The organism is Sodalis sp. (in: enterobacteria) (assembly GCF_047607725.1).
In the GTDB taxonomy this organism is placed as follows: domain Bacteria; phylum Pseudomonadota; class Gammaproteobacteria; order Enterobacterales; family Enterobacteriaceae; genus JBLKSS01.
Window position 1 is genome coordinate 1 of the sequence record NZ_JBLKSS010000073.1, and the last position, 24550, is coordinate 24550.

At 56.7% G+C, this 24550-nt stretch carries 15 protein-coding genes, 1 rRNA gene and 2 pseudogenes; 6 read left to right on the plus strand and 12 right to left on the minus strand.

The features are described from left to right. From ACMX3H_RS07210 to btuB, 3 genes and pseudogenes are all read right to left on the minus strand, one after another. Positions 1–227, minus strand: a 16S ribosomal RNA gene (locus tag ACMX3H_RS07210); the annotation flags it as partial. A gap of 629 nt (positions 228–856) precedes the next feature. After that, complete coding sequence (gene murI / locus ACMX3H_RS07215; RefSeq protein WP_415210317.1) at positions 857–1729, minus strand: glutamate racemase; 873 nt, start codon at positions 1727–1729, stop codon at positions 857–859. Next, positions 1674–3557, minus strand: a pseudogene (gene btuB, locus ACMX3H_RS07220) (TonB-dependent vitamin B12 receptor BtuB). The gene murI and the pseudogene btuB overlap by 56 nt, the downstream one beginning before the upstream one ends. A gap of 252 nt (positions 3558–3809) precedes the next feature. Here btuB and trmA point away from each other — a divergent pair. Then, the gene (gene trmA, locus ACMX3H_RS07225; RefSeq protein ID WP_415210318.1) at positions 3810–4922 is read left to right on the plus strand and encodes a tRNA (uridine(54)-C5)-methyltransferase TrmA; all 1113 of its coding nucleotides are present in this window, start codon (positions 3810–3812) and stop codon (positions 4920–4922) included. 211 nt (positions 4923–5133) lie between these two features. On the opposite strand, the gene ACMX3H_RS07230 is transcribed toward trmA, so the two are convergent. Next, positions 5134–5505, minus strand: coding sequence for a YijD family membrane protein (locus ACMX3H_RS07230; protein ID WP_415210319.1), 372 nt, complete (start codon positions 5503–5505; stop codon positions 5134–5136). 3 nt (positions 5506–5508) lie between these two features. Then, a complete protein-coding gene (fabR, locus tag ACMX3H_RS07235; protein ID WP_415210320.1) occupies positions 5509–6153 on the minus strand; it encodes an HTH-type transcriptional repressor FabR in 645 nt (214 codons plus the stop codon). A 237-nt stretch (positions 6154–6390) separates the two neighbouring features. On the opposite strand from fabR, the gene sthA reads away from it, so the two are divergent. Further along, complete coding sequence (sthA, locus tag ACMX3H_RS07240; protein ID WP_415210321.1) at positions 6391–7788, plus strand: Si-specific NAD(P)(+) transhydrogenase; 1398 nt, start codon at positions 6391–6393, stop codon at positions 7786–7788. Here the strand turns inward: sthA and oxyR are convergent. Continuing rightward, positions 7771–8688, minus strand: a complete 918-nt coding sequence (oxyR, locus tag ACMX3H_RS07245) for a DNA-binding transcriptional regulator OxyR (RefSeq protein ID WP_415210322.1) — start codon at positions 8686–8688, stop codon at positions 7771–7773. The genes sthA and oxyR overlap by 18 nt on opposite strands. A 143-nt stretch (positions 8689–8831) precedes the next feature. Here oxyR and ACMX3H_RS07250 point away from each other — a divergent pair, with 143 nt between their 5' ends. Further along, a complete protein-coding gene (locus ACMX3H_RS07250; RefSeq protein ID WP_415210323.1) occupies positions 8832–9572 on the plus strand; it encodes a glutathione peroxidase in 741 nt (246 codons plus the stop codon). Positions 9573–9623: 51 nt separating this feature from the next. Here the strand turns inward: ACMX3H_RS07250 and argH are convergent, their stop codons facing one another. From argH to argC, 3 genes are all read right to left on the minus strand, one after another. Then, positions 9624–10997 (minus strand): argininosuccinate lyase, encoded by a 1374-nt coding sequence (gene argH, locus ACMX3H_RS07255; protein WP_415210324.1) that lies wholly within the window; start codon positions 10995–10997, stop codon positions 9624–9626. 116 nt (positions 10998–11113) lie between these two features. Beyond that, entirely contained in the window at positions 11114–11890 is a 777-nt protein-coding gene (gene argB, locus ACMX3H_RS07260) for an acetylglutamate kinase (RefSeq protein ID WP_415210331.1), read from the minus strand. Between the two features lie 20 nt (positions 11891–11910). Next, entirely contained in the window at positions 11911–12915 is a 1005-nt protein-coding gene (gene argC, locus ACMX3H_RS07265; RefSeq protein WP_415210325.1) for an N-acetyl-gamma-glutamyl-phosphate reductase, read from the minus strand. 192 nt (positions 12916–13107) lie between these two features. Here argC and argE point away from each other — a divergent pair, with 192 nt between their 5' ends. Next, positions 13108–14256 carry an acetylornithine deacetylase gene (gene argE / locus ACMX3H_RS07270; RefSeq protein WP_415210326.1) on the plus strand — a complete coding sequence of 383 codons (1149 nt, stop codon included), beginning with the start codon at positions 13108–13110 and terminating at the stop codon, positions 14254–14256. Positions 14257–14507: 251 nt separating this feature from the next. Beyond that, entirely contained in the window at positions 14508–17150 is a 2643-nt protein-coding gene (gene ppc, locus ACMX3H_RS07275) for a phosphoenolpyruvate carboxylase (RefSeq protein WP_415210327.1), read from the plus strand. 188 nt (positions 17151–17338) lie between these two features. Here ppc and metF read toward each other — a convergent pair whose 3' ends face one another. From metF to metB, 3 genes and pseudogenes are all read right to left on the minus strand, one after another. Then, entirely contained in the window at positions 17339–18262 is a 924-nt protein-coding gene (metF, locus tag ACMX3H_RS07280) for a methylenetetrahydrofolate reductase (protein ID WP_415210328.1), read from the minus strand. 716 nt (positions 18263–18978) lie between these two features. Beyond that, positions 18979–21414, minus strand: a pseudogene (locus ACMX3H_RS07285) (bifunctional aspartate kinase/homoserine dehydrogenase II). A gap of 2 nt (positions 21415–21416) precedes the next feature. Beyond that, positions 21417–22583, minus strand: coding sequence for a cystathionine gamma-synthase (gene metB / locus ACMX3H_RS07290; RefSeq protein WP_415210329.1), 1167 nt, complete (start codon positions 22581–22583; stop codon positions 21417–21419). Positions 22584–22908: 325 nt separating this feature from the next. Between metB and metJ the strand changes: the two genes are divergently transcribed. Continuing rightward, positions 22909–23226 carry a met regulon transcriptional regulator MetJ gene (gene metJ, locus ACMX3H_RS07295; protein WP_415210330.1) on the plus strand — a complete coding sequence of 106 codons (318 nt, stop codon included), beginning with the start codon at positions 22909–22911 and terminating at the stop codon, positions 23224–23226. The last annotated feature ends 1324 nt before the right edge of the window (positions 23227–24550 follow it).

Genomic DNA, 24550 nt, shown 5'->3' on the forward strand with positions numbered 1-24550 from the left:
TTACCCCACCTACTAGCTAATCCCATCTGGGTTCATCCGATGGTGTGAGGCCCGAAGGTCCCCCACTTTGGTCTTGCGACGTTATGCGGTATTAGCTACCGTTTCCAGTAGTTATCCCCCTCCATCGGGCAGATCCCCAGACATTACTCACCCGTCCGCCGCTCGACTTGCATGTATTAGGCCTGCCGCCAGCGTTCAATCTGAGCCATGATCAAACTCTTCAATTAAAAGCTTGATGCTCAAAGAATTAAAACTGGTATTCATATGAATATTCGTTTGTTCACTCTTCAAGACTTGATATTTCGTGTGTCGATATCGTCTTGTGAGTGCCCACACAGATTGTCCGATAAATTGTTAAAGAGCGTGGCCGGGAGGGTGTTTTCTCTACCAGGCGCGGGTRGCGTATATTACGCTTTTCCGCTGTAGAGTCAAGCTTTTATTTGCCCCTAGCGGGCCGCCTGCCTCTGGCTGAGCCGGTGATGTTCCCGGTCAGTGGAGGCGCATTATAGGGCCTTCACGGCCGGTGACAAGCGCTAATTGCAACTTTTGCGTCGACTGGCGATAAATTAAACGAAGCACTCTTTTTCCGCCGCCCGTTTATCCATCGGAACCTGTTTTTCAGTCAACTCTAACGCCGACGGACTGATAATTCTTTTTTGGCCCGCCGGCGAAAAGTTCCCGCCGTCGGTACGAGCGCGGGGTGAGGCTGTCGTCGCGATCGCGACATAGAGAGGAAGAGAGACGAAACGCCAGCGGCCTAAGTGCAAAGGGTGAGAGCAGCACGATGGGGATCGGATGGATTAACGCCGTGTCCTGGCCCAAGCGGCATGGTCCGTTGTTAAGGCATGGCCTACTGTTAGAGCGTAAGCTTTCCCAATGATCCGAAACCATAGCGCGTCAATGCGGGCATCAGCGCCACCGCCTGCGGCGGGGTGGCAAGACAGTAGGCCCTATTCTGCCCCGCCTCGCCCTGTAGGCCACTGACATCTATCTCATGCTCTACCAGCCAGGCGGCACGGCGGGCAATGGCTGAGCCGGAATCGACCAGGCGGGAGCCTTCCGGCAGTACCGACTGTAATTCCTGGCTTAGCAGGGGAAAATGGGTGCAGCCAAGCACGACCGTGTCGGGGGGCTCCACCGCCCTTAACCAGGGACGTAGGAGTTTACGCAGCACCGGCAGCGGCACCATTTCGCCGTGCAGTTTGGCTTCCGCCATATCCACCAGTTCGGCCGTACCCAATTGCAAAATTTGGCAATCGCCGGCGAATTGACTGATCAAATCGTGAGTATAGCTGCGCTGTACGGTAGCGCGGGTCGCCAGTAGTCCGACGATGCCATTGCGGGTTAGCCTGGCCGCCGGTTTGATGGCCGGCACCACGCCGATGATGGGGCAGGGAAAACGCTCACGCAACGCAGGCAATGAAATCGTGCTGGCGGTATTACAGGCAACGATGACCATATCGAGCTTCTGCAGCCGCCACATCGCGCCAACGATGGCGACGACCCTATCGACAATGAATTGCTCCGGCTTCTCACCATAGGGGAAAGCCTCATTGTCAAACACATACAGATAATGGGCATCCGGCAACGTTTGCCTGACCTCATCATAAATCGATAGGCCCCCCACGCCGGAGTCAAAGACAAGAATGGTGGGTCGTTTAGCGGGGCTGCCGTCAGAAAGCATAGGTCCCGGTGAGATACAATTCCCGTCCTGCAGTCTGGTAGTCATAAGCTGTCTCATAATTTTTATCGAACACATTAGCAAGTCTACCACGAACCGTCAAGCGGGTTGTGAGCGGATATGACGCCGCGATATCCCAAAGACTCACGCCGCCCAGCCGTACGTGTTGATTGGTGTTGTAATCCGTATCCCAGCGCTGCCCTAAATAACGGTAATTCAGCGACCAGTCGATATTGGCCACCAGCCAGTCCAATTGATATTTCACCTGCTGTTTGGCGCGGCGCGCCAAGATTTCGTTGGTCTTGGCATCACGCGGATCGAGGTATTCCAGCGTCACTTGGTGCGCCAGCACGCCTGTAGTAAACGAGCCCGTCCACTCTACCCCTTTAATGCGCGCCTTGCCGATATTGTAATAGTTTTCGCTGTCAGTATCCCACGCGATCATATCGTCAATATCGTTGCGATAGGCGGTTAAACGCCAGTCCAGCGGGCCGGTTAAACCTTCTAGTCCCCCTTCCCACTGTTTGCTCTGCTCGGGATCGAGCTGTGCATTGCCGCCATAGGCGCTATAAAGCTGGCCGAGATTCGGCTCCTTATAGGCGGTGCCATAGGACAGCAGGAGGCGATAACCCTCGACGACTTCCCAGGCGGCGCTGCCCTGCCAGGTATCGTGCCAGCCGAACTGCGAATTATCATCCTCTCGCGCCGCACCCTCCAAGGTTACCGGGCCGTATAATTGCTGAACCGTGGCATATAAGCCGGTATTACGCTGCTCATAGCCATCGCTGAGATAATTGGTGCCGGGCTCGGTGGTCTGTTTCTGCCAATCCACCCCAGCGCTGGCGGTACCGTGTGCGATTTGCAGCGTATTACCCCACTGCAGGTAATACTGCTTGGAGTCGTCCAGCGTGGCGAAATCCGCATAAGGTCCATAGTGGGGATCATAGTTATAGTCTTTGGTATGGTTATAACTGAAAGACAATTAGGAAGCATAAATCCCCTGCTGGAAGCGCAGGCCGGTATCCCAGGTCCGGCTGTAGAGCTGCCGGGTGTCCGGCAGCACATCCGGATGATTGGCGTCGCTGTAGGAATAGGTGCCGTCATACGCGCTGCGGTTGTTAAAACCGTAAGTGCGGGTAAAACCGCTGAATTGCTCGTTGAACCGATGTTCCAGACCAGTGTACAGCGTTTTACTCATGAAGCCATCGTGATCAGGCTGGGCCGGATCGCCATAATTATCCGGCAAGTTGGCCCGAACATCGAATCCGCGGGTATAGGTATAATTGCCCGCCAACGTGGCGGTGGTGTTTTCCCCCAATTGCTGACGGGTAGCGCCGTCATAGGTCTGATAACCGTGGGAGCCCATACCGGCGCTAAGCGTGCTGCCGTCCTGTTCTCGGGTGGTGATGATATTCATCACGCCGCCAATCGCATCGGAGCCGTACACCGCCGAACGCGGCCCGCGGATATATTCAATGCGCTGCACCAGCGCGATGGGGATTTGGCTGAGATCGGAGGAGCCGGATATACCCGCCTGATTCATCCGCACGCCGTCGATTAACACCAGCGCATGGCTGGCGTTGGTGCCGCGAATGAAAAGCGAACTTTGCTGACCGAGACCGCCGTTCTGACCGATATCCACTCCCGGCAACCGGCTCAGCGCCTCGGCCACCGATTTAATCTGTCCGCGATAGATATCTTCGCGGGTGACCATGCTGACCTGCGCCAGTACCGAGGATACCGGGTGGGGGAAGCGGTTCGCGGACATAATCAGCGCATGGCCGTCGGCAGCCTGCGTGGCGGCGCTATCTTGCCCCCAACCGGAAAAGGCCGTGACGGACAGCGTCACCAGTACGGTTGTTTTTGTTTTAGACATCTCTTCGCATCCAATCGATTGGCAGGACGCCGCTGGCTACAGGTACCGGCCGCCTGCGGCGGACCCTGGAGGAAACTGTGGAAAACCGGCAGCGTCTTGGGCCGGCCCATAATCCTACCGTTCCGGCGATAAAAGTGTCCAGGGAACAAATGCGCCAGGACACTTACACGCGACAAAACTGGACATTAACGGTTTATTCCCTACAATCCCGGGCAAAAGCGGTCATTACCGCCCAATTAGCAGGAAACGACCATGACGCCACAGACGTTACCCCTCGACCAGTATGAACACCAGTTGACGGAAAAAGCGAACCGTCTGCGGCAGATGATGCTGGCGTTCCAGGCGCCCGAGGCGCAGATTTTCCGATCGCGGCCGGCGCATTATCGCATGCGGGCCGAGTTCCGCATCTGGCATGATGAGGACGATCTTTATCACATCATGTTCGATCAGCAGACCAAAGCGCGGATCCGCATCGATCATTTCATGGCCGGCAGTACCCTCATCAATACGCTGATGACCGAGATGATGACGGCCATACGCCCTGAGCCCGTGCTGCGCGCCAAGCTGTTTCAAATAGACTATCTCACGACGCTAAGCGGCGAAGCGGTCGTCACGCTCATTTATCACCGACCGCTGGACGATGCCTGGAGCGATTGCGCCGCGCGCCTGCGCGACGCATTGCGCGCCCGCGGGTACCAAATCCAGCTCATCGGCCGCGCCAACAAGACCAAAATCTGCCTGGATCGCTATTATGTCGACGAGCGTCTGCCCGTCGCCGGCCGCACTCTTATCTACCGACAGATAGAGAACAGCTTTACCCAGCCCAATGCCGATATCAATATTCACATGCTGGAATGGGCGCTGGCGGCCACCGAGGGCGCGCAGGGTGATTTGCTGGAGCTCTACTGCGGCAACGGCAATTTTTCCCTGGCGCTGGCGCGTCATTTCGACAGAGTGCTGGCCACTGAAATCGCCAAACCGTCGGTGGAGGCGGCACAGTACAATATCGCCGCCAACCATATCGACAACGTGCAAATAATCCGTATATCGGCGGAAGAATTTACCCAGGCGATGTGGGGGGAACGCGAATTTACGCGTTTGAAGGAGATTGATTTGCGCAGCTACCGTTGCGAAACGATTTTTGTCGACCCGCCGCGCAGCGGGCTGGACGATGAGACGGTGAGCATGGTGCAGGCCTATCCGCGCATTCTGTATATCTCCTGCAATCCCGACTCTTTGTGCCGCAACCTCACTACGCTTGCGGCCACGCACCGTATTGAACGGCTGGCGCTGTTTGATCAGTTTCCCTACACCCATCATATGGAGTGCGGCGTGTTGCTGGTACGCAAGGCGACGGCGGGTTAACGCCGCCGGCACTTAACACCAAAAGGCGAAGCCTGGACATCCTCGCATAGGCCATGACGCCGCCCGCAGACGTATCCAAGCCGAGGAACGTTAACCGTCATCCAGGGCGGCCATGTCTATAGCGAGGACGTCAGGCCGGCGCATTTTGGGTAAGAAGCAAGACAGCCGGACCTACGCGGCAAGCGATTCCCCGCCCGAGGTGATGCAGGCCTCAGTAATTTTCATCGCCATCCGTTTGCGTCCGGCGCAGCATTTTCAGCCGCCGACCAATCCACAATACCAGCACTACCGCCAGAATTGACGGCACGAAATTGGAGCCGATAGCAGGATATTCGGCGCGCACAATGGCGCTGTACACCAACAGCCCCAGCAGAAAATTCGCCGCCACCAGTAAGGGATAACCCGGCGGCATCGCATGATGTTGATAACGCTGATGTAGGCAATACAGCGCCAGCGCGATCGGCGGAAAGAGGGAAAACGGAACGATGGCGTTAAACAGCGCGGTAAAACTGCCGTTAAGGGACTGGCCCGCAATCAGTGCCAACAGCAGCGTGCCTTTCTCTGCGAGGGGATTTAGGGTCATCTGTTACCTGCCATTATTCTGGGTAAGGGTCAGCGCTTTTTCCTGTTCGCGACGGTACCAATAAAAAGCCCCTTTGGAAATCATACGCAACTGCAGCACCAGCCGCTCTTCCAGCTGGCGGCGCTGCTCCAAATCGACATCCAGCGCTTCCGCGCCGGCATTGAAGACGATGATAACCATCGCTTCCGCCTGCGCTTCGGTAAAGCTGCGCGGCATATGGTTTTCTATTTCCAAATAATCGGCGAGCTCGGCGATGAAGTGCTGGATTTCCCGCGCCACCGCGGCGCGAAAGGCGCTGGAGGTGCCGGAACGTTCGCGCAGCAGCAGGCGAAAGGCATTGGGGTTATTACCGATAAATTCCATAAAGGTGGCCACCGAGGTGCGGATCACGCTGCCCCCCTTGGCGATGCGCTGACGCGCCTGGCGCATCAATTGGCGCAACATCAGACCGCTTTCGTCCACCATGGTGAGCCCCAGCTCATCCACATCGCGGAAATGACGGTAAAACGAGGTGGGCGCAATGCCGGCTTGGCGGGCGACTTCACGCAGGCTCAGGCTGGCGAAACTGTGTTCAGCGCTCAACTGGCTGAATGCCGCCTCAATGAGCGAACGCCGCGTCCGCTCTTTTTGTTGCGCTCTGACGCCCATATAAACCATCCAGCCTCGCAATAATTGTAAAAAAACAACTATATCAAAATTTGTTGCAACAGCGTTGATACAAACTGTGTATTTTAACGTCCGTGCGCCTTGCCACGATCACACGATCGGGGGTCTGACAGGACGATCCGTGCTGTAACGGCCCGCCCGATACGTTGACAATTGGGATATGCGGGCGTTGATGTTACAATTAGGTTGTTAATTTGTATTCATCAGGTTGGGACAGCTATGCAACCAAAGTACGATTACGATGCCATTATTATCGGTTCCGGACCGGGCGGCGAAGGTGCCGCCATGGGGTTGACTAAGCGTGGCGCGCGCGTCGCGGTGATTGAACGCTATGACAACGTCGGCGGAGGTTGCACCCACTGGGGCACCATTCCCTCCAAAGCCCTGCGCCAGGCGGTTAGCCGGATTATTGAAGTCAACCAGAGTCCGCTGCATGGCAATACCCACCTGCCCCATACCGGCTTCGCCGATATTCTGCGCCACGCCGATCAAGTCATAAAGCAGCAAACCTATATGCGCCAGGGCTTTTACGAGCGCAACCACTGCCAGATATTCACCGGCGAGGCCAGCTTCGTTGATGAACACCGGGTGCAGATCCACTATGGCGACAACACCACCGAGATCCTTAGCGCGGAAAATATCGTCATCGCCTGTGGCTCTCGCCCCTATTATCCCCAGGATGTAGATTTTGACCATGCGCGTATTTACGATAGCAACTCTATCCTCGATTTAAAGCACGATCTCCACCATGTTATTATTTACGGTGCCGGCGTCATCGGCTGCGAGTACGCGTCAATTTTTCGCGGTATGAACGTCAAGGTGGATTTGATTAACACCCGCGATCGGCTGCTGGCGTTCCTCGATCAGGAGATGTCCGACGCCCTGTCTTATCATTTCTGGAAAAACGGCGTGGTTATCCGCCACAACGAAGAATACGAAGAAATTAAAGGGCTCGATGACGGCGTTGAGGTACGTTTTCGCTCCGGTAAACGCATGAAAGCCGATTGCCTGCTTTACGCCAACGGCCGCACCGGCAATACCGATACCCTTAAGCTGGACAATATCGGGCTGGAAGCGGACAGCCGCGGCCTGATTAAAGTCAACAGCATGTATCAAACCGCCGCTCGCCATATCTATGCGGTCGGCGATGTGATTGGTTATCCCTGCCTGGCCTCCGCGGCTTACGATCAGGGCCGTATCGCCGCACAGGTGATAATCAAAGGGCAAGCCAATGTGCAGTTGATCGAAAATATTCCCACCGGCATTTATACCATCCCCGAAATCAGCTCTGTCGGTAAAACCGAACAAGAGCTTACGGCAATGAAAGTCCCCTATGAAGTCGGACGGGCGCAGTTCAAACATCTGGCGCGGGCGCAAATCGTCGGCATGAATGTGGGCAGCCTAAAGCTGTTATTCCACCGCGAGACGAAACAGATCCTGGGCATTCACTGTTTTGGCGAGCGCGCCGCCGAAATTATTCATATCGGCCAAGCCATCATGGAGCAGAAGGGAGAAGACAATACCATCGAGTATTTCGTCAATACGACCTTCAATTACCCCACCATGGCGGAGGCCTACCGGGTTGCGGCGCTTAACGGGTTAAACCGCCTGTTTTAGGCCGGTACCCATGTAGGTTTGCATATGGCTGCGGATACAGTCCGCTAGCTGCTCATAACGGGCGCGCAGCGGTGAACCGGGCCGATATACCAGCGCGATAGTGCGTTTGGGCTCTGGTTTATAGCAATTGAGATAGCAAACGCCATCCCGCTTGCGCTCCCGCGGTACCGCCAGCGAGGGCAGCAGGGTGATGCCGCTGCCCGCCGCCACCATATTGCGCAGGGTTTCCAGACTAGTGGCGCGAAAGTGCGTATCCTCGTCGGCGCCGGCCTGGAAGCAGAAGCCCATCGCCTGGTCGCGCAGACAGTGGCCGTCCTCCAGCATCAGCAGCCGCTCGCCGGCAAGATCCGACATCGGCACCCGATCGCGGTACGCCCAGGGATGATCGGCATAGATCGCCAACTGCATCGGTTCATCGAACAGCGGCACCTCGATAAACGCTTCCGACTCTTTCACCAGCGCCAAAATAGCGCAATCCAGCTTGCCGCTATCAAGCTGCTGCAACAGCTGGCTGGTTTGTGACTCGTGCAAATACATTTCAAGTTTGGGAAAAGTCTGGTGCAGCGTCGGAACAATATGCGGCAGCAGATAAGGCCCCACGGTGGGGATAAGGCCGATATGCAGCGGTCCCGACATGGATTCCCCCTGCTGGCTGGCCATCTCGCGCAGAACCTTCACTTCCCGTAGCACCGTACGCGCCTGATCCACCAGCAGTAGGCCGGCTTGGGTAAACAGCACTTTACGGCTGGTTCGTTCCAATAACATCACGCCCAATTCATCTTCCAGCTTGCGCACCTGTCCGCTGAGAGTGGGCTGACTAACATGGCAGGAATCGGCGGCGCGTCGGAAATGACGATGCTCGGCCAAGGCCACCAAATACTCAAGATCGCGAATGTTCATGAAGTCCTCCGTCGACGCGATAGCCCGCGTCGATAGATAGAATAGCAATCAACGATTAGTCCTATCAATAGCTAAAACCAATAATAATCCCCGCAGCAGGCTAAGGCCGTCGTGTTTCATCCATCCCGTTAATAAGGTTAGTTATGTTCCATAGTCAAGAAGGAAAGAAGGTCCCGCAAGTCATATTCCATACCCGCCAGGACGATCAATGGGTGGATGTGTCAACCGATGAACCGTTCAGCAATAAGACGGTAATTATCTTTTCACTGCCGGGGGCGTTCACGCCGACCTGCTCTTCCAGCCATTTGCCGCGTTATAACGAGCTGGCGGATCTGTTTGCGCAGCAGGGCGTGGACAGTATTGTTTGCCTCTCCGTTAACGACGCTTTTGTTATGAATGCCTGGCAAGCGGATCAGCATGCGGATCACATCAAATTTATTCCCGACGGCAACGGCGAATTCACGCGTGGCATGGGCATGCTGGTGGAGAAGGCGGCGCTGGGCTTCGGTCCTCGCTCCTGGCGCTACTCCATGCTGGTGCGCGACGGCGTAGTGGAAAAGATGTTCGTCGAGCCGGACAAATCCGGCGATCCGTTTGAAGTGTCCGACGCCGATACGATGCTATGTTATCTGGTGCCGGGATGTCAGGTGCAGCCGTCGGTGTCGTTGTTTACCAAACCCGGCTGCCCGTTTTGTGCCAGGGGCAAGCAGATGCTGGTCGAACGCGGTATGCCGTTCGAGGAAATTTTACTGGGGAAAGACGCCACCTCCGTCAGTCTGCGCGCGGTCACGGGACGCGCCACGGTGCCGCAGGTGTTTATCGGCGGCAGCGAGAAGAGTTGGCGACCTTTCTGGAACAGGCATAGCCGCGCAACCCACGTCTAAACGGCCGCGCCGCGGGACGTTCATTTTGCCCCAGGCGCAGAGCCGCTCACGTCACGCCAGACGCTGTTTCGCCTCGGCGATAGCCTGCGCGATCTGTTCCGGCGCCACGCCGCCTTTCGCCTTACGCTGCGCCAGGCACGACGCCAGCGCCAATACCGGGTAGACATCATCGCCTATCACCGGGCTGAAGGCCTGCAATTGCGCCAGCGGCAGCACCTCCAGGGGCAGCCCCTGGCGAATAGCCTCCACTACCGCCTCACCGACAATATGGTGCGCCTCGCGAAAGGGGATACCCCGCGCCACCAGATAATCCGCCAGTTCGGTCGCGTTGGCATAGCCCTGCTGCGCCGCTTCACGGCAGCGCGGCGATTTCAATTGGATGCCATCGAGTACCAGCGCCGCCATGTGCAGGCAGTCAAGCCAGGTATCCAGCGCGTCGAACAGCCCTTCTTTATCTTCCTGCATGTCCTTGTTATAGGCCAACGGCAACCCCTTTAACGTCATCATCATACCGGTCAGCGCGCCCTGCACCCGGCCGCATTTACCGCGGATAAGCTCCAGCGCATCGGGGTTTTTCTTCTGCGGCATCAGCGACGAACCGGAGGTGACGCGATCCGATAATTCGATAAAGCCCGCCTCGCCGGTGTTAAAGAAAATCAGATCTTCGGCAAAACGGGAAAGGTGTACCATGCCAATGGCCGCGTCCGACAGCAATTCCAGAACGTGATCGCGATCGGAAACGCTATCCAGGCTGTTGCGGGTGGCGCAAGCGAAACCCAGCCAGCCGGCCAGCCGATCGCGATCGATAGCGTAGGCAGTACCGGCTAAAGCACCGGCGCCGAGCGGGCTGACGTCCAGCCGTGTTAATGTGTCCCGCAGGCGGCTTTCATCGCGGGAGAGCATTTCGCCGTAGGCCAGACACCAATGGGCGAAGGTGACCGGTTGCGCGCGCTGTAAATGGGTATAACCGGGCATCACTACGTCCTGATTGGCCTCGGCGGTGAGCACCAGCGCCTGCTGCAATTGGCGAATTGCGCCAAGCAGCTCGGCGACTTGCGCTTTGCACCACAGCTTCAGATCGGTCGCCACCTGGTCGTTGCGGCTGCGCCCAGTATGCAGCTTCTTGCCCAAGTCGCCCACTTTCTCAATTAAGCGCTGCTCAACCCAGCTGTGAATATCTTCCGCATCGCTGGCGAGGATAGCCTCCGGCGCGGCGCGCACCTCTTCCAGGGTGACGTTCAGGGCGTCCTCCAGCTGCTGTTGCTCCGTTTCGCTCAACACCCCCACGGTGACCAGCGCGCGGGACCAGGCCACGGAGCCGACAATATCCTGCTCGGCCAGGCGATAATCGAACCGCAGCGAGTCGTTGACAGATTTAAAACGTTGATCCGCCGCCTGACTAAACCGTCCGCCCCAAAGTGCCATAACCTGCTCTCCTGAAAACCATGCTGACCCGCACCGTCGCGCGCGGAAAATGTGAGGGCGCGGCCTCATGCCGCGCCGTAAGAGGGTAATATCGAACCGGCCGGCGGCGCCGAGAATCAGGCCAATATGCGGGTGCCGATGGCAACGCCGTTGAACAACGCCGGCAGCTGCTCGGCGTGACGCCAGCTGGCGATATCCACCGGCCTGCCCAGCGTACGTGCCGCATCGAGCGCGGCATTGACCTTCACTATCATACCGTCGGTGATAATCCCCTGTTCGATCAGCTGTTCGGCTTTCTGCGCCGTCATTTCCGTAATGCGCTGGCCTTTGCCGTCGAGGATCCCGCTGACGTCGGACAGCAGGATCAGGTCCGCGCCCAAGGTGGCGGCCAACGCGGTCGCCGCCTGATCGGCGTTAACGTTCATCAGATCGCTATCGGCGGTGATCCCGATAGAACTGATAACGGGCAAATAGCCCGCGTCCAAGAGCGTCGTCAGCAGCGCCGGTGAACCGGGATGCGCATGGCCGACATGGCCCAGCGCCGGATCAAGCTGCGTCACGCTCACGCTGTCGCCGTCCCCCAGGCACAGCCCTACCCCAGAGATGGCGTGTTTCTTCGCCCACGCCAACAAGGTCTTATTCGCGGTACCGGCTAGCGCGCCGGTAATAATTGCAATCTGATCCGCAGGCGTCACCCGCAGACCGTTTTTCTTTACCACCGCCAGGGAAAGTTTATGCATCAAATCGTCCACCAGGCAACCCCCGCCGTGGACGATAAGCAAGGGGCGCTGGTGCTCGGCGCGATAACTATCGAACGCGGTAAATAAACGCTCCAGCGCCTCGTCGCTGTCCAGCAATACGCCGCCTAGTTTGATAATCAATGGATTCATTATGTTGTTGGCCTCACTTGTCCTTACCAAAGCGCCTGCGTCTGCGCATAACCAAAACGGATATTGGCGCACTGCACCGCCTGCGCCGCCGCTCCCTTGAGCAGGTTATCCTCGGCGGCCACCACGATCAGATGTTCGCCCTGCATTTTAAAACCGATATCGCAAAACGGTGTGTTCACTACCGCCTTCAGCGCCGGCACGCCCTGATCGTAAAGCCGCACCAGCTGCTTGTCGTCATAGGCCTGATGGAAACTGGCCGCCACCGCCACCTGGGTCGCGCCGGGCCGCAGCCGGCAGGTAATGGTCGCCAGGATGCCGCGGGCAAAATTGCCCAAATGCGGCGTGAAAATCACCGGAATACCCAAATGGCTGGCGATTTCCGGCTGGTGGCGATGGGTGAAGATACCGTAAGGCTGCAGGCTGACTTCGCAGAAGCTATTGCCGAGCGTTGCCTTGCGCCCGGCGCCGCTGACGCCGCTGATCGCATTAATCACCGGCCATTGATCGCCGTTAAGCAACCCCCCTGCGACCAGCGGTTTGAGCGCCAGCTGCGACGCTGTGGGATAACAGCCGGGCACCGCAATCAGCTGGGCGGTTTTTATCGCCTCTTCCTGCCACTCCGCCAGACCGTATACCGCCCGGTCCAGCCAGTCAGAGTACTGATGCTCGAACCCGTAATATTGCGTGTAAAAGTCTGCCTGATTGACGCGGTAAGCGCCGGAGAGATCAATCACCACGCAGCCGGCCGCCAGAAATTGCGGCGCCATCGCATGGCTCACTTCATGGGCGGTGGCGAGAAACACCACATCGGCGCGCTTCGCCCATTCGCTGACATCGTCCATCGGCTGCAGCGGCAGATCAACGATGCCTTTTAACTGCGGATGCAGCTCCGACAGCAATTTGCCAGCGTCGGCGCTCTGCACGGAGACCGTCAGCTCTGCGAGATTTATCTGCGGGTGGCGGGCCAGGTAGAGCGCAAGCTCAGCACCCGTGTAACCGCTGGCGCCGACAATCAGCGTATTCAGCATGGAATTTGTTTGCCTTCTTAAGCTTATCGAAACGGGAGTTGGGCGGTTCAGCGCCAATCCGCTGTTCACCCGCGAGGTCAAGCGTAGTAGTCTGGTAGGAACCCGTTTACATCACGCTCGACGTTAATGTATTTTTATTCATAATAATTGCATGAATATTGATACTATCCAAAGCAAAGGCTGTCAACTACGATGATAAAAATACCCCCTTTTATTGAGCTTTACCGTGCGCTTATTGCCACGCCGTCCATCAGCGCCACCGACGCCGCTCTGGACCAAAGTAATGAGGCGTTAATCACTTTGCTGGCGGGCTGGTTCCGCGATCTGGGGTTTCAGGTTAAAGTCCAGCCGGTGCCGGGGACACGCAACAAGTTTAACATGCTGGCAAGCATAGGCTGCGGGCCGGGGGGATTATTATTGACGGGCCACAGCGATACGGTACCGTTCGACGATGGCCGCTGGACGCGGGATCCTTTTGTCCTGACCGAGCACGACAATAAGCTTTACGGCCTGGGTACCGCGGATATGAAAGGGTTTTTCGCTTTCGTGCTCGACAGCCTGCGGGATATCGATGCCGCCACGCTGAAAAAACCGCTCTACGTGCTGGCGACGGCGGATGAAGAAACCTCAATGGCCGGCGCCAGTTATTTCGCGCGCAGCAGTCAATTAAGGCCGGATTACGCCATTATCGGTGAACCTACCTCCCTGACGCCGGTACGCGCGCATAAAGGCCATTTGTCCAACGCGGTCACCGTGATGGGGCAATCCGGGCACTCCAGCGATCCCGCCCGCGGCGTCAACGCCATCGAAGTGATGCATGAGGCCATCTCTCACCTCAAGCTCCTGCGCGATTCGCTACAGACACGCTATCACCATCCGGCCTTTGTCATTCCTTACCCCACCATGAATTTTGGTCATATTCACGGCGGCGATGCGGCTAACCGCATCTGCGGCTGTTGTGAATTGCATATGGATATTCGTCCGCTGCCCGGCCTGACGCTTGGCGAGCTGGAGGAGCTGATGACCGAGGCGCTGGCGCCCGTCAGCGAACGCTGGCCGGGCCGTATTACGGTGTCGGCGCTGCATCCGCCCATTCCAGGCTATGAATGCCCGGTGGATGCGCCGCTGGTGCAAGTGGTGGAAAAATTGCTGGGGGTAGAAACCGAGGTGGTCAACTATTGCACCGAGGCCCCGTTTATTCAGGCGTTATGTCCCACCCTGGTGCTCGGTCCCGGCTCTATCAATCAGGCCCATCAGCCTGATGAATTTATCGATACGGCGTTCATTAAACCCACCCGGGAATTGATCGTGCAGATTGTTCAGCATTTTTGCCAACACTGAATGAAAAACACGCTTTCCACGCCGGCATCGTCGCGCGTGGAAAACACCCTTTGCGCAGAAAACATCGCCTGAATGAATAAGATATTCTTATAATTGGTAGGTGTAATTAAATTTAGTGAATTGCCGCGAATGTGAGGTTTTTGTCGTGAAATGTTGGCAATTGACGAACCTTGCGATACGTGGCTAGATAATGGCAAACAATTTACGCTATCCGGTGAAATAAATTTTCAAAGAGTCCAATCAGGGTCCATATGAACGAACAATATTCGGCAATGCGAAGCAACGTTAGTATGCTCGGGAAGCTTCTGGGCGACACGATTAAAGATGCGATGGGAGAAAATATCCTAGAAAAGATTGAAACCATCCGCAAGCTGTCCAAATCGTCCCGGGCCGGCAATGAAAAGCATCGCCAGCAGTTACTTTCCACCCTGCAAAACCTTTCCAATGATGAGCTGCTGCCGGTGGCGCGCGCCTTCAGCCAATTTCTTAATCTAGCCAATACCGCCGAGCAATTTCATTCTATTTCCCCCCATGGCGAAGCGGCTAATAATCCTGAAGGTCTGGGCAAAGTCTTCACCCGGTTGAAAAACCACCCCGAGCTGAATGAAAAAGTGATTCGCGCCGTGGTGAAATCCCTGTCGATTGAATTGGTCCTTACCGCGCACCCCACCGAAATTACCCGCCGCACTCTGATACACATGCTGGTCGAGGTGAATAACTGTCTGAAACAATTAGATCACAACGATCTGGCGGAGTATGAGCACAAGCAGATCATGCGCCGCCTACGCCAATTGATTGCCCAATATTGGCATACCGACGAAATCTGTAAACACCGCCCGACGCCGGTGGATGAAGCCCGCTGGGGTTTCGCGGTGGTGGAAAATAGCCTTTGGGATGGGGTACCGCGCTATTTACGCGAGCTCAATGAACAACTGGAAAATGTTTTCGGCTATAAACTGCCGGTGGAAAATGTGCCGGTCACCTTTACCTCCTGGATGGGCGGAGACCGCGACGGCAACCCCAATGTTACCGCCGACATCACACGCCGCGTGCTACTGCTCAGCCGCTGGAAAGCGGTGGATCTTTTTATGCGCGACATACAGGTGCTGGTCTCGGAGCTGTCGATGGGTGAATGCACTCCCGAGCTGCGTGCGCTGGCCGGGGGCGGCGAAGAGGAGCAAGAGCCTTATCGCCGGCTAATGAAGCGGCTACGCGCGCAGCTGCTGAGTACCCAGGACTGGCTGGCGGCGCAGCTGCGTGGTGAACATCGCGCGGCGCCGGCGGATTTACTGGAAACCAACGATCAACTTTGGGAACCGCTTTTCGCCTGTTATCAGTCGCTGCGCGCCTGCGGCATGATGATTATCGCCAGCGGTCAACTACTGGATACGCTGCGGCGGATCAAATGCTTCGGTATTCAATTAGTGCGCATCGATGTGCGCCAGGAAAGCACGCGCCATACTGAAGCGTTGAGCGAAATTACCCGCTATTTGGGGCTGGGAAACTATGCCAGTTGGTCGGAAACCGATAAGCAGGCATTTTTGATTCGCGAGCTCAACTCACGGCGACCGCTGCTGCCCCGACACTGGCAGCTCAGTGAAGAGACCACGGAAGTGCTCGATACTTGTCGGGTGATTGCCGACGCGCCCCAGGGGTCGGTGGCCGCCTATGTGATTTCCATGGCGCGCACGCCCTCGGACGTCCTGGCGGTACATTTACTGCTAAAAGAAGCGGGCTGTGATTATACCTTACCGGTGGCGCCGCTGTTTGAAACCCTGGATGATTTGAATAACGCCGATCGAGTCATGACTGAGCTGCTGAATATCGATTGGTATCGCGGTATTATTCAGGGCAAGCAGATGGTAATGATTGGCTATTCCGATTCCGCCAAAGATGCCGGCGTGATGGCCTCCTCCTGGGCGCAATACCGCGCGCAGGACGCGTTGATCAAAACCTGCGATAAGGCAGGCATCAATCTTACGCTGTTTCATGGACGCGGCGGCTCCATCGGCCGCGGCGGCGCGCCGGCCCATGCCGCGCTGCTCTCCCAACCACCCGGCAGCTTGAAGGGCGGCCTGCGCGTGACCGAGCAGGGCGAGATGATTCGCTTTAAATACGGCCTGCCGGAAGTCGCCATCAGCAGTCTGGCTCTCTACACCGGCGCCATCCTCGAGGCCAATCTGCTGCCGCCGCCGGAGCCGCGCCAGGAGTGGCGCGCGCTGATGGAGGAGCTGTCGACGGTCTCCTGTGATATGTATCGCGGCTATGTGCGCGAAAACCCGGATTTCGTTCCTTATTTCCGCTCGGCGACGCCGGAGCTGGAGCTAGGCAAATTACCGCTCGGCTCTCGGCCGGCCAAACGCCGGCCCTCCGGGGGTGTCGAAAGCCTGCGCACCATTCCCTGGATCTTCGCCTGGACGCAAAACCGCTTGATGCTGCCTGCCTGGCTGGGCGCCGGCGCGGCGCTGCAGAAAGCCGTGGAATCCGGCAAGCAAGACCAATTGGAAACCATGTGCCGCGACTGGCCGTTTTTCTCCACTAGGATCGGCATGTTGGAAATGGTCTTCGCCAAAAGTGACCTGTGGTTGACCGAATATTACGATCAGCGACTGGTCGAAGAATCGTTGTGGCCGCTGGGTAAACAGTTGCGTCAGCAGTTGGCGGACGACATCAACGTGGTGCTGACGATTTCCAACGACGATCATCTTATGGCCGATTTACCGTGGATCGCCGAATCTATCGCCTTGCGGAATGTCTATACCGATCCGCTGAACGTGCTGCAGGCTGAGCTGCTGCATCGCTCACGGCAGCAGGAACAGCCCGACACTCGGGTGGAACAGGCGCTGATGGTCACCATTGCCGGGGTCGCGGCGGGCATGCGTAACACCGGCTGAGCAACGGCAACGCGCGCAACCGGTACCGCACGCGCGTCGTCGTCGGGAGGCGGCTAGCGCCAGAAGAGGTGCTACCGTCGTCGGAAGGCGCGTTGGCGACGAGGCCGCCCTTCAACGACATAGACGCGTTGTAACGGGCCTTAACACCCGCGAACGTGTGAACAACGCCTAGCCGACCAGCCCCGTTATTAAACCGCAGCCCAATTCGCCGCAGGGCCGGCCTTGATCTCTGGGCGCACCCCCAGCGTATGGCAGATGGCATAGGTGAGCTCGGCGCGGTTCAGGGTATAAAAATGAAAATCCTTCACCCCTTCCCGGCTGAGAATTTTTACCATGTCCATGGCGATGGAGGCCCCCACCATCTTGCGAGTTTCCAAATCGTGATCCAGCCCGTCGAACATGGTGGTCATCCAGTTGGGCACTTTCACATTCGTTAAAGAAGCGAAGCGTTGAAGCTGGCGAAAATTGGATACCGGCAGAATGCCCGGCACAATTTCCGTATCAATCCCGGCGGCCACACAACGATCGCGAAAACGCAGATAACTTTCCACATCGAAAAAGAACTGGGTGATCGCCCGACTGGCGCCCGTATCCACTTTCTTTTTCAGATTAATAAGATCCGACTGGGCGCTTTTAGCTTCAGGATGTACCTCCGGATAAGCCGCCACGGAAATATCGAAATCTCCCACCTTTTTGAGCAGCGCGACCAAATCAGCGCCGTACATCGCCGGTCGGCCGCGGCCGGGCGGCAAATCGCCCCGTAACGCCACAATATGGCGGATCCCGCTGCGCCAGTAGTCCTGTGCAATCGCCTGCAGCTCGGGCGGTGTAGCGTCGATACAGGTCAAATGCGGCGCCGCATCTAAACCGGTACGCTCCTTGATATCTTTAATAATGCTGTGGGTACGCTCGCGTTCGCCGGAGTTCGCACCGTACGTCACCGAGACAAAAGTCGGTTTCAATTCGCTCAGCCGGTCAATAGATTGCCAGAGGGTCTGTTCCATCTCGCTGGTGCGGGGCGGAAAAAACTCAAACGAGACGTTTATCTGGCCCTGCAGTTCAGCCAGATTCTGATTCAATGCTTCTCGCTGATTGGCGTGAAAGAAACTCATACTTATACCTCATGACACAATGTAGGTGGGGCGTAAGCCCGCCACAGATAAGCGTCTATATGTTTAGACGTCTAAATAAAAAATGACTGAATTCGCGAAGTTCGTCAATCAATTCATTGTTGCTGAAGGCGAGTAATATTCAAGGCGCGTGAATTTATTTCAATTTGCCAGAGGCGGGGGTGAATCGATTGCTGCGATGAGGCGCAAAGAGGAGACGAGTGCAAGCGCGGTAGGAGCAAAAGGGCCTGAACGGCGGCTCATTAGGCAGCGGCAACCATGGAAAATGCGCGATACAGCCCTGGTGGTTCTTGGCGAGAGGGTGCGCACGGCATTGGGTGGTTTTGCCGCCGAGGCGGCTCGGGGATACGGCGTAAAAGGCTCGACATGATGATGGGAAGCGTTGTCGCCGAGGCGGCTTGGAGATGCAGCGTAAAACGCACGACTCGCACCTGGGGTTAAAGCGACGGAGCGGTCGGGGTATAACGCACAACAGGGCATTACGGCGGTAATACATTAGGCCAGATGCGCCAGCGGCCCCTCATTGTCACAGGAACCGCTGCCAAAGGAGCCGCGCGCGTCGTCTACTGCTGCAATGGCGCGCCGTAAAGGCTGCAGCCGAGCATCCCTATCTGAAAGGTATGAACGACGTACAACGCCGGCCACGCCTGCCGCTTCTCGTTGCGTTCCGCTGCCTCAGACGCCCCGCTGCTGTGCGCTTAGAGCAATTGCGCCAGGCGGTTTAGATCCGACTGAATAGCCCCGGCGGTCACATCCCCGCCCGGCGCCGGGCCCGCGGATGACCAGCGGATTATCACGGTACCAGCGGCTCTCAATAGCGAAAACATTGTCGCAAGGCAGCAATGAGGCCATCGGGTGTTCCCGCCGCACCGCCTCCACGCCGACCCGCGCCTTGCCGTTAGCCTCGAAGCGCGCAATATAGCGCAGCACCAGCCCCATTTCCTTCGCCGCTTCCAGCCGTTGCAGCATTTGTTCGTTAAGCGCCTCGCCGCCTTCTTCAAAGAAGTGATCTACCGACCCCGCTTCATGACCGGGCGCCATCAGCGATTCGACCCGCACCTGATTAGGCTCGATGGCATACCCCGCCTCACGGGCCAAAATCACCAGTTTACGCATGACGTCCTGACCGGAAAGATCGACGCGCGGGTCCGGCTCCGTCAGTCCCTGCTGCCAGGCTTGCTCCACCAGTTCGGTGAAGGGCACGCTGCCGTCAAACTGCAGAAACAGCCAGGACAGTGTCCCAGAGAAGATACCGCTGATGGAGAGGATGCTGTCGCCGCTGTCCAGCAAATCCCGCACCGTATGGTTCACCGGCAGGCCGGCGCCCACTGTCGCGTTGTAAAGCCAGTGGCGACCGGTTTTGGCGAAGGCGTCGCGCACCTGACGATAGTTGTCGCTACCCGACGCGCCAGCCAGCTTGTTGGCGCTGATTACGTGAAAGCCGTAGCTGGCGAAATCCAGATACTGATCCGCAACGGCCTCGCTGGCGGTCACATCCAGCACGACCAGATCGTCGTAATGGTGGGCACGCATCCACAAAAACAGATCTTCCGGCTCTGTAAGCGTCGCCTCGTCGTTGAAAAAGGCCAGCGCCCGGCTGGCATCCAACCCGTCGTAGCTAAGCAGACTACGCTGGCTGTCCACCACGCCGCAGAGAATAAATTCAAAGCCGGTGCGCGCCGACAGGTTTTTTTGCTCGTGGGCAAAAAGCTCCAGCCAGCGGGAGCCAATATTGCCCTTGCCGAACAGCATCAGGCCAATGCGTTTTTCGGCGCGAAATAGCGAGGTGTGCAGCCCCTGTATAACATGCTCGGTAGGCCCGACGCGCAGGACCGCCACCAGACTGATGCCGTCCTCGCCCTGCCAAAAGAATTCGATAGGTTGATACTTCAGCTGCTGATAGAAACGGTGGCTGTGCAGCGGGTTTTTCGCCACGCCGGCGCCCACCAGCGCCACCCCCTCACGCAGTTGTAAATGCGCCGGCAGCCCGGACTGTTCAAGAATACTCAGCGCGCTACCGGCAACCTCAGAGGTGTAGCACAGCTGCAGCAAACGCCGGTCACGATGCACCCCCACCGCCAGCGGTTTGATCTGGGCGCGTTTCAGTACCAGCTCCATCTCTTTGTGAGCCAGCACGAAGTCGTGCTGCGGCGGGATGGTGAGTTCAATCAGGCAGACGTCATCATGACTGGTGACGATTTTTGCGCCGGTACCGGAGGCCAATACCTGCTCAATGCGCGTGGAGCCTTGCTCCGGCTGATAGCTACAGCGCAGCAGTAAATCGATATCGCTGCCGGATACCGGCTGCAGGGTCCGGGCGTGCAGGACCAGGACCGGCGCCGCCAGATGCGCCAGCTCGCTGGCCTCATCCAAGCGCAGCAGCGGCAGTAGGCAGGCTTCTTTTACCTTGCGCGGATCGGCGCTGTAAACGCCGGAAACATCGCTCCAGATAGTGACGCGGGCGACACTTGCCAGCGCGCCGATCTGGGTGGCGGAGTAATCGCTGCAGTTACGGCCCAACAACACCGTTTCACCCGCCTGGTTACGGTAGATAAAGCCCGTCACCACCAGCCGTTTGGTGGGATGTTGGGTCAGCAACTGCTGCAACAGCGGCCAGGAACGCCCTTCATCTACCTGGGGCTAGGCGGCGCGTTCGGCACGGAGAAAATCGCGTGCGTCCAGCCACCGCGCCTCCATGTCAAACTGGCTGAGCAGCGCCGCCATCAGCCGCGCCGACCAGATTTCACCGTGCCCGACCACCTCAGCGTAGAGCGCGTCGCTGATGGGGCCGTCAAGCAATGCCGCCAGTCGCTCCAGGTCGCGAATGAACGCGACAAGCAACCCTTCGGCGTCCGGGGGGGCAGCAAACCGTTAATTAGCTCGCTTTGATAGCGTCGCAAATTCTGCTGCACCTGATGGGCGGACAGGCGATCACCTTGGCTCAGCATCAACCAGCTTATCAGCTGGTTGATGCTGCTGCCCGCCGCGGAAACCACCATGAGATCGCCGGGCTGGCTGTATTCGGCCATAATCCCCGCCACCCGCTGGTAGCATTTCACGTCGGCGAGACTACTGCCGCCAAATTTATGCAATTGACGGCCAATCGGGCTGTCCGCGCTTACTAGTGGACTCATGCTTACCTCTGTAGTGCCGCCTGGAAAGCCTGTTTCAGATCGGCAATTAAATCTTCGCTATCTTCGATCCCGACCGACACTCGCAGCAGCGTTTCGCCAATACCGGCGCGCGCGCGCGCCTCGACGGCCATTCCCGCATGCGTCATAGTCGCGGCGTGGGAGATAAGGCTTTCCACGCCCCCCAGCGATTCGGCCAGGGTAAACAGCTCAAGCGCGGCCAGGAACCGGCGCAGCGTGGTTTCGTCGCCGTCCAGTTCAAAACTGAGCATCGCGCCAAAGCCGCTTTGCTGGCGGCAGGCGATCTCGTGGCCGGGATTCTCCTTCTCCGGTAGGCCGGGATAATACAACTTTTTCACCTGCGGATGTTGCTGTAAATAGGCGACGATAGCTTGGGCATTACTTTGCTGTTGCCGTATGCGTGGCGTCAGGGTACGTATCCCGCGCAGCAACAGATAGCTGTCAAACGCGCTGCCGGTGACGCCGATATTGTTGCCCCACCAGGCCAATTCGGTGGCGACGTCCGCCTCGTTGGCAATCACCGCGCCCGCCACCACATCGGAATGCCCGTTGAGATATTTGGTGCAGGAATGCACAACCAGATCGGCGCCCAGCGCCAGCGGCTGTTGCAGCGCCGGACTCATAAAGGTGTTATCCACCACGCATAAGGCGCCCGCTTGGTGCGCATCGCGGCAGATAGCTGCGATATCCACCACCCGCAATAGCGGGTTACTGGGCGTTTCGATCAATACCAGCTTCGGTTTGGCGGCCAGCGCCTGGGCCAACGCCTGCGGATTTGCCTGATCGACGAACTGCACCCGATAGGCGCCGCGCTTGCTTTGACTTTCAAACAGCCGGTAGCTGCCGCCATAGCAATCATGGGGCGCCACCAGCAGATCGCCGGGTTTGAGAAAAACCGTACACACCAAATGAATGGCCGACATTCCGCTGCTGGTCATTACCGCGCCCGCACCGCCCTCCAGTTCCGCCAGCGCCCGCTGCACCACATCACGCGTCGGGTTACCGCGGCGGGAGTAGTCGTGGGCGCGCGGCTGGTTGAAGTCGGTAAAATTATAGGTACTCGAGAGGGTAATCGGCGGAACGACACAACCGAATTGCTCGTCGTTATTCAACCCGCTGCGAACTGCGATAGTGGCCTGCTTGTGCGTCATGGTGTCACATCCTGACAAATGCTAAAAGTAAGGTGAAAGAGTAAACCGCGCAAAGATAGACGTCAATACATCTGGACATCTAAACTTCTTTGCGTATAGATTGAGCACAGAAACAATAACCGCATAAAACTATGCTGAATTGAACAGTTAGAATCTATTTCATTTGTTGTAACGCAGGCGAAGGTCGGGGTCGAGTGCGAAACGATAGGAAATGGTGATAAACAGCAAATTTAGCCGGCATTAAGTAGAGCGTTTCCCGCATATACGGCATAATTAGCGAACTTTCTGCAATTTATATTCATTCGTTGAGACATTAAGGTATCCCATGGCGGAATGGAAAGGTGAATATGTCAGCCCTTATGCTGAACATGGTAAAAAAAGCGAACAGGTCAAAAAGATAACGGTATCCATTCCGCTGAAGGTTCTTAAGATTCTGACCGACGAAAGAACCCGGCGCCAGGTCAACAACCTGCGCCATGCCACCAACAGCGAACTGCTGTGTGAAGCGTTTTTGCACGCTTTCACCGGTCAACCGCTACCGGACGACCACGATCTGCGTAAAGAGCGAAACGACGAAATCCCAGAAGTGGCGAAAGAGATGATGCGCAAAATGGGGATCGACCCCGAGACTTGGGAATATTAACAGCGAGCAAACCTACCACGGCGCTCATGCGCACAGGACCGCCGCCGCGCGTGAACCGGCAGCAACGAAGGTCATTGGCGCCTTTATCCCTCCCGCGCACCGCGGGTAGAGTGCCTAACTAAGCGCTAACCAATTCGCTACTCTTTACCACCCGCGCGCGCCTCGCGGAATCGGCGCTAGCCGCGCTTAGGCGTAGTCAATTTGACTGAGCGATAATCAAAGCCTGGGTTGGGTGTACTAGCTCACTCAGCAAGCGTACTCGCGGGGTGGCTCTATCGCTATCTTCTCTTTTTCTTTGTGCATACATCATCCTCCACTACCCTATGGCATGTTTGCATTAAACTTTTCTAACCCTGCCCGTATGCTGCGGCGTTCAAACCGAAGACGGCTAACTGCCGTTGCCTGACTAACCGGTTTGCATTATCACGCTGGCCGACTGATGATCTAGATGACTGTTTTAGGATAATAGGTAAATAGTCAATGAAAGAGAACAACGTGGCCCGTGGGACAAAACTTTAGCACATCTCACGGAGTGGGTGGCAATAGGGGCGACAATGGTTCTCTATTATCGACAACATGTTTTTTAATAGCTTAAGTTACGTTAGCGAATCGCCGTTTACGATCTTAGGTTATTACTAAGGCATACACTGTCCCCCCCATTCTGAGGACGCATTTTTACCGTGGCGCGTGAAGCGCCGTGCAGCGGCCAATAATTTGAGAAACATTGCCTACCTCGCTTTATGCCCTTGATAAACTTTATCTCGGCCGCGCCAGAATTGTCTATAAGTTGCAACGCTATGTGTCAATCATCTATCGCTTTCATATACAAATCATAACGAAGGTCATTAATACTAACAATTTCGATCAATAGCCTCTATAAAGTTATTTACGCAGCAAACGGAGCGGATGATAGAGCTGAAAACCTATTACCCGTTTTTCACACAGAGTTAAAGCTATAACGTTTAGATTCTGCCAAAAGAAGCGTTTAAGACAATAAAGATTTGATTCACGCCCAAGGAGCTACGAAAAGTCACGTTTGACGCGATCATAAAGATCTCAACGGGCAACGTTAAGATCTTTAACCACATCGTTTGTAATGCATGCAGCCATTAATTGTCTACATTCTGGCACCGGGCAGTTTTGCTTTGCTAAGGTCAATATATTTAAGTTCTACCTGGTTCAGGTGTAAGCGCCCCGTGGAGGACGTCTTGAATTATTGGTGGGTTTGTTGTATGGCCCGGTAAGAATATGTTCCACTACGATGCCTAGTGAACCCGCATCCTATAAGGGACGGCTGTCAGATCATGGATAATCCGGCGATGAT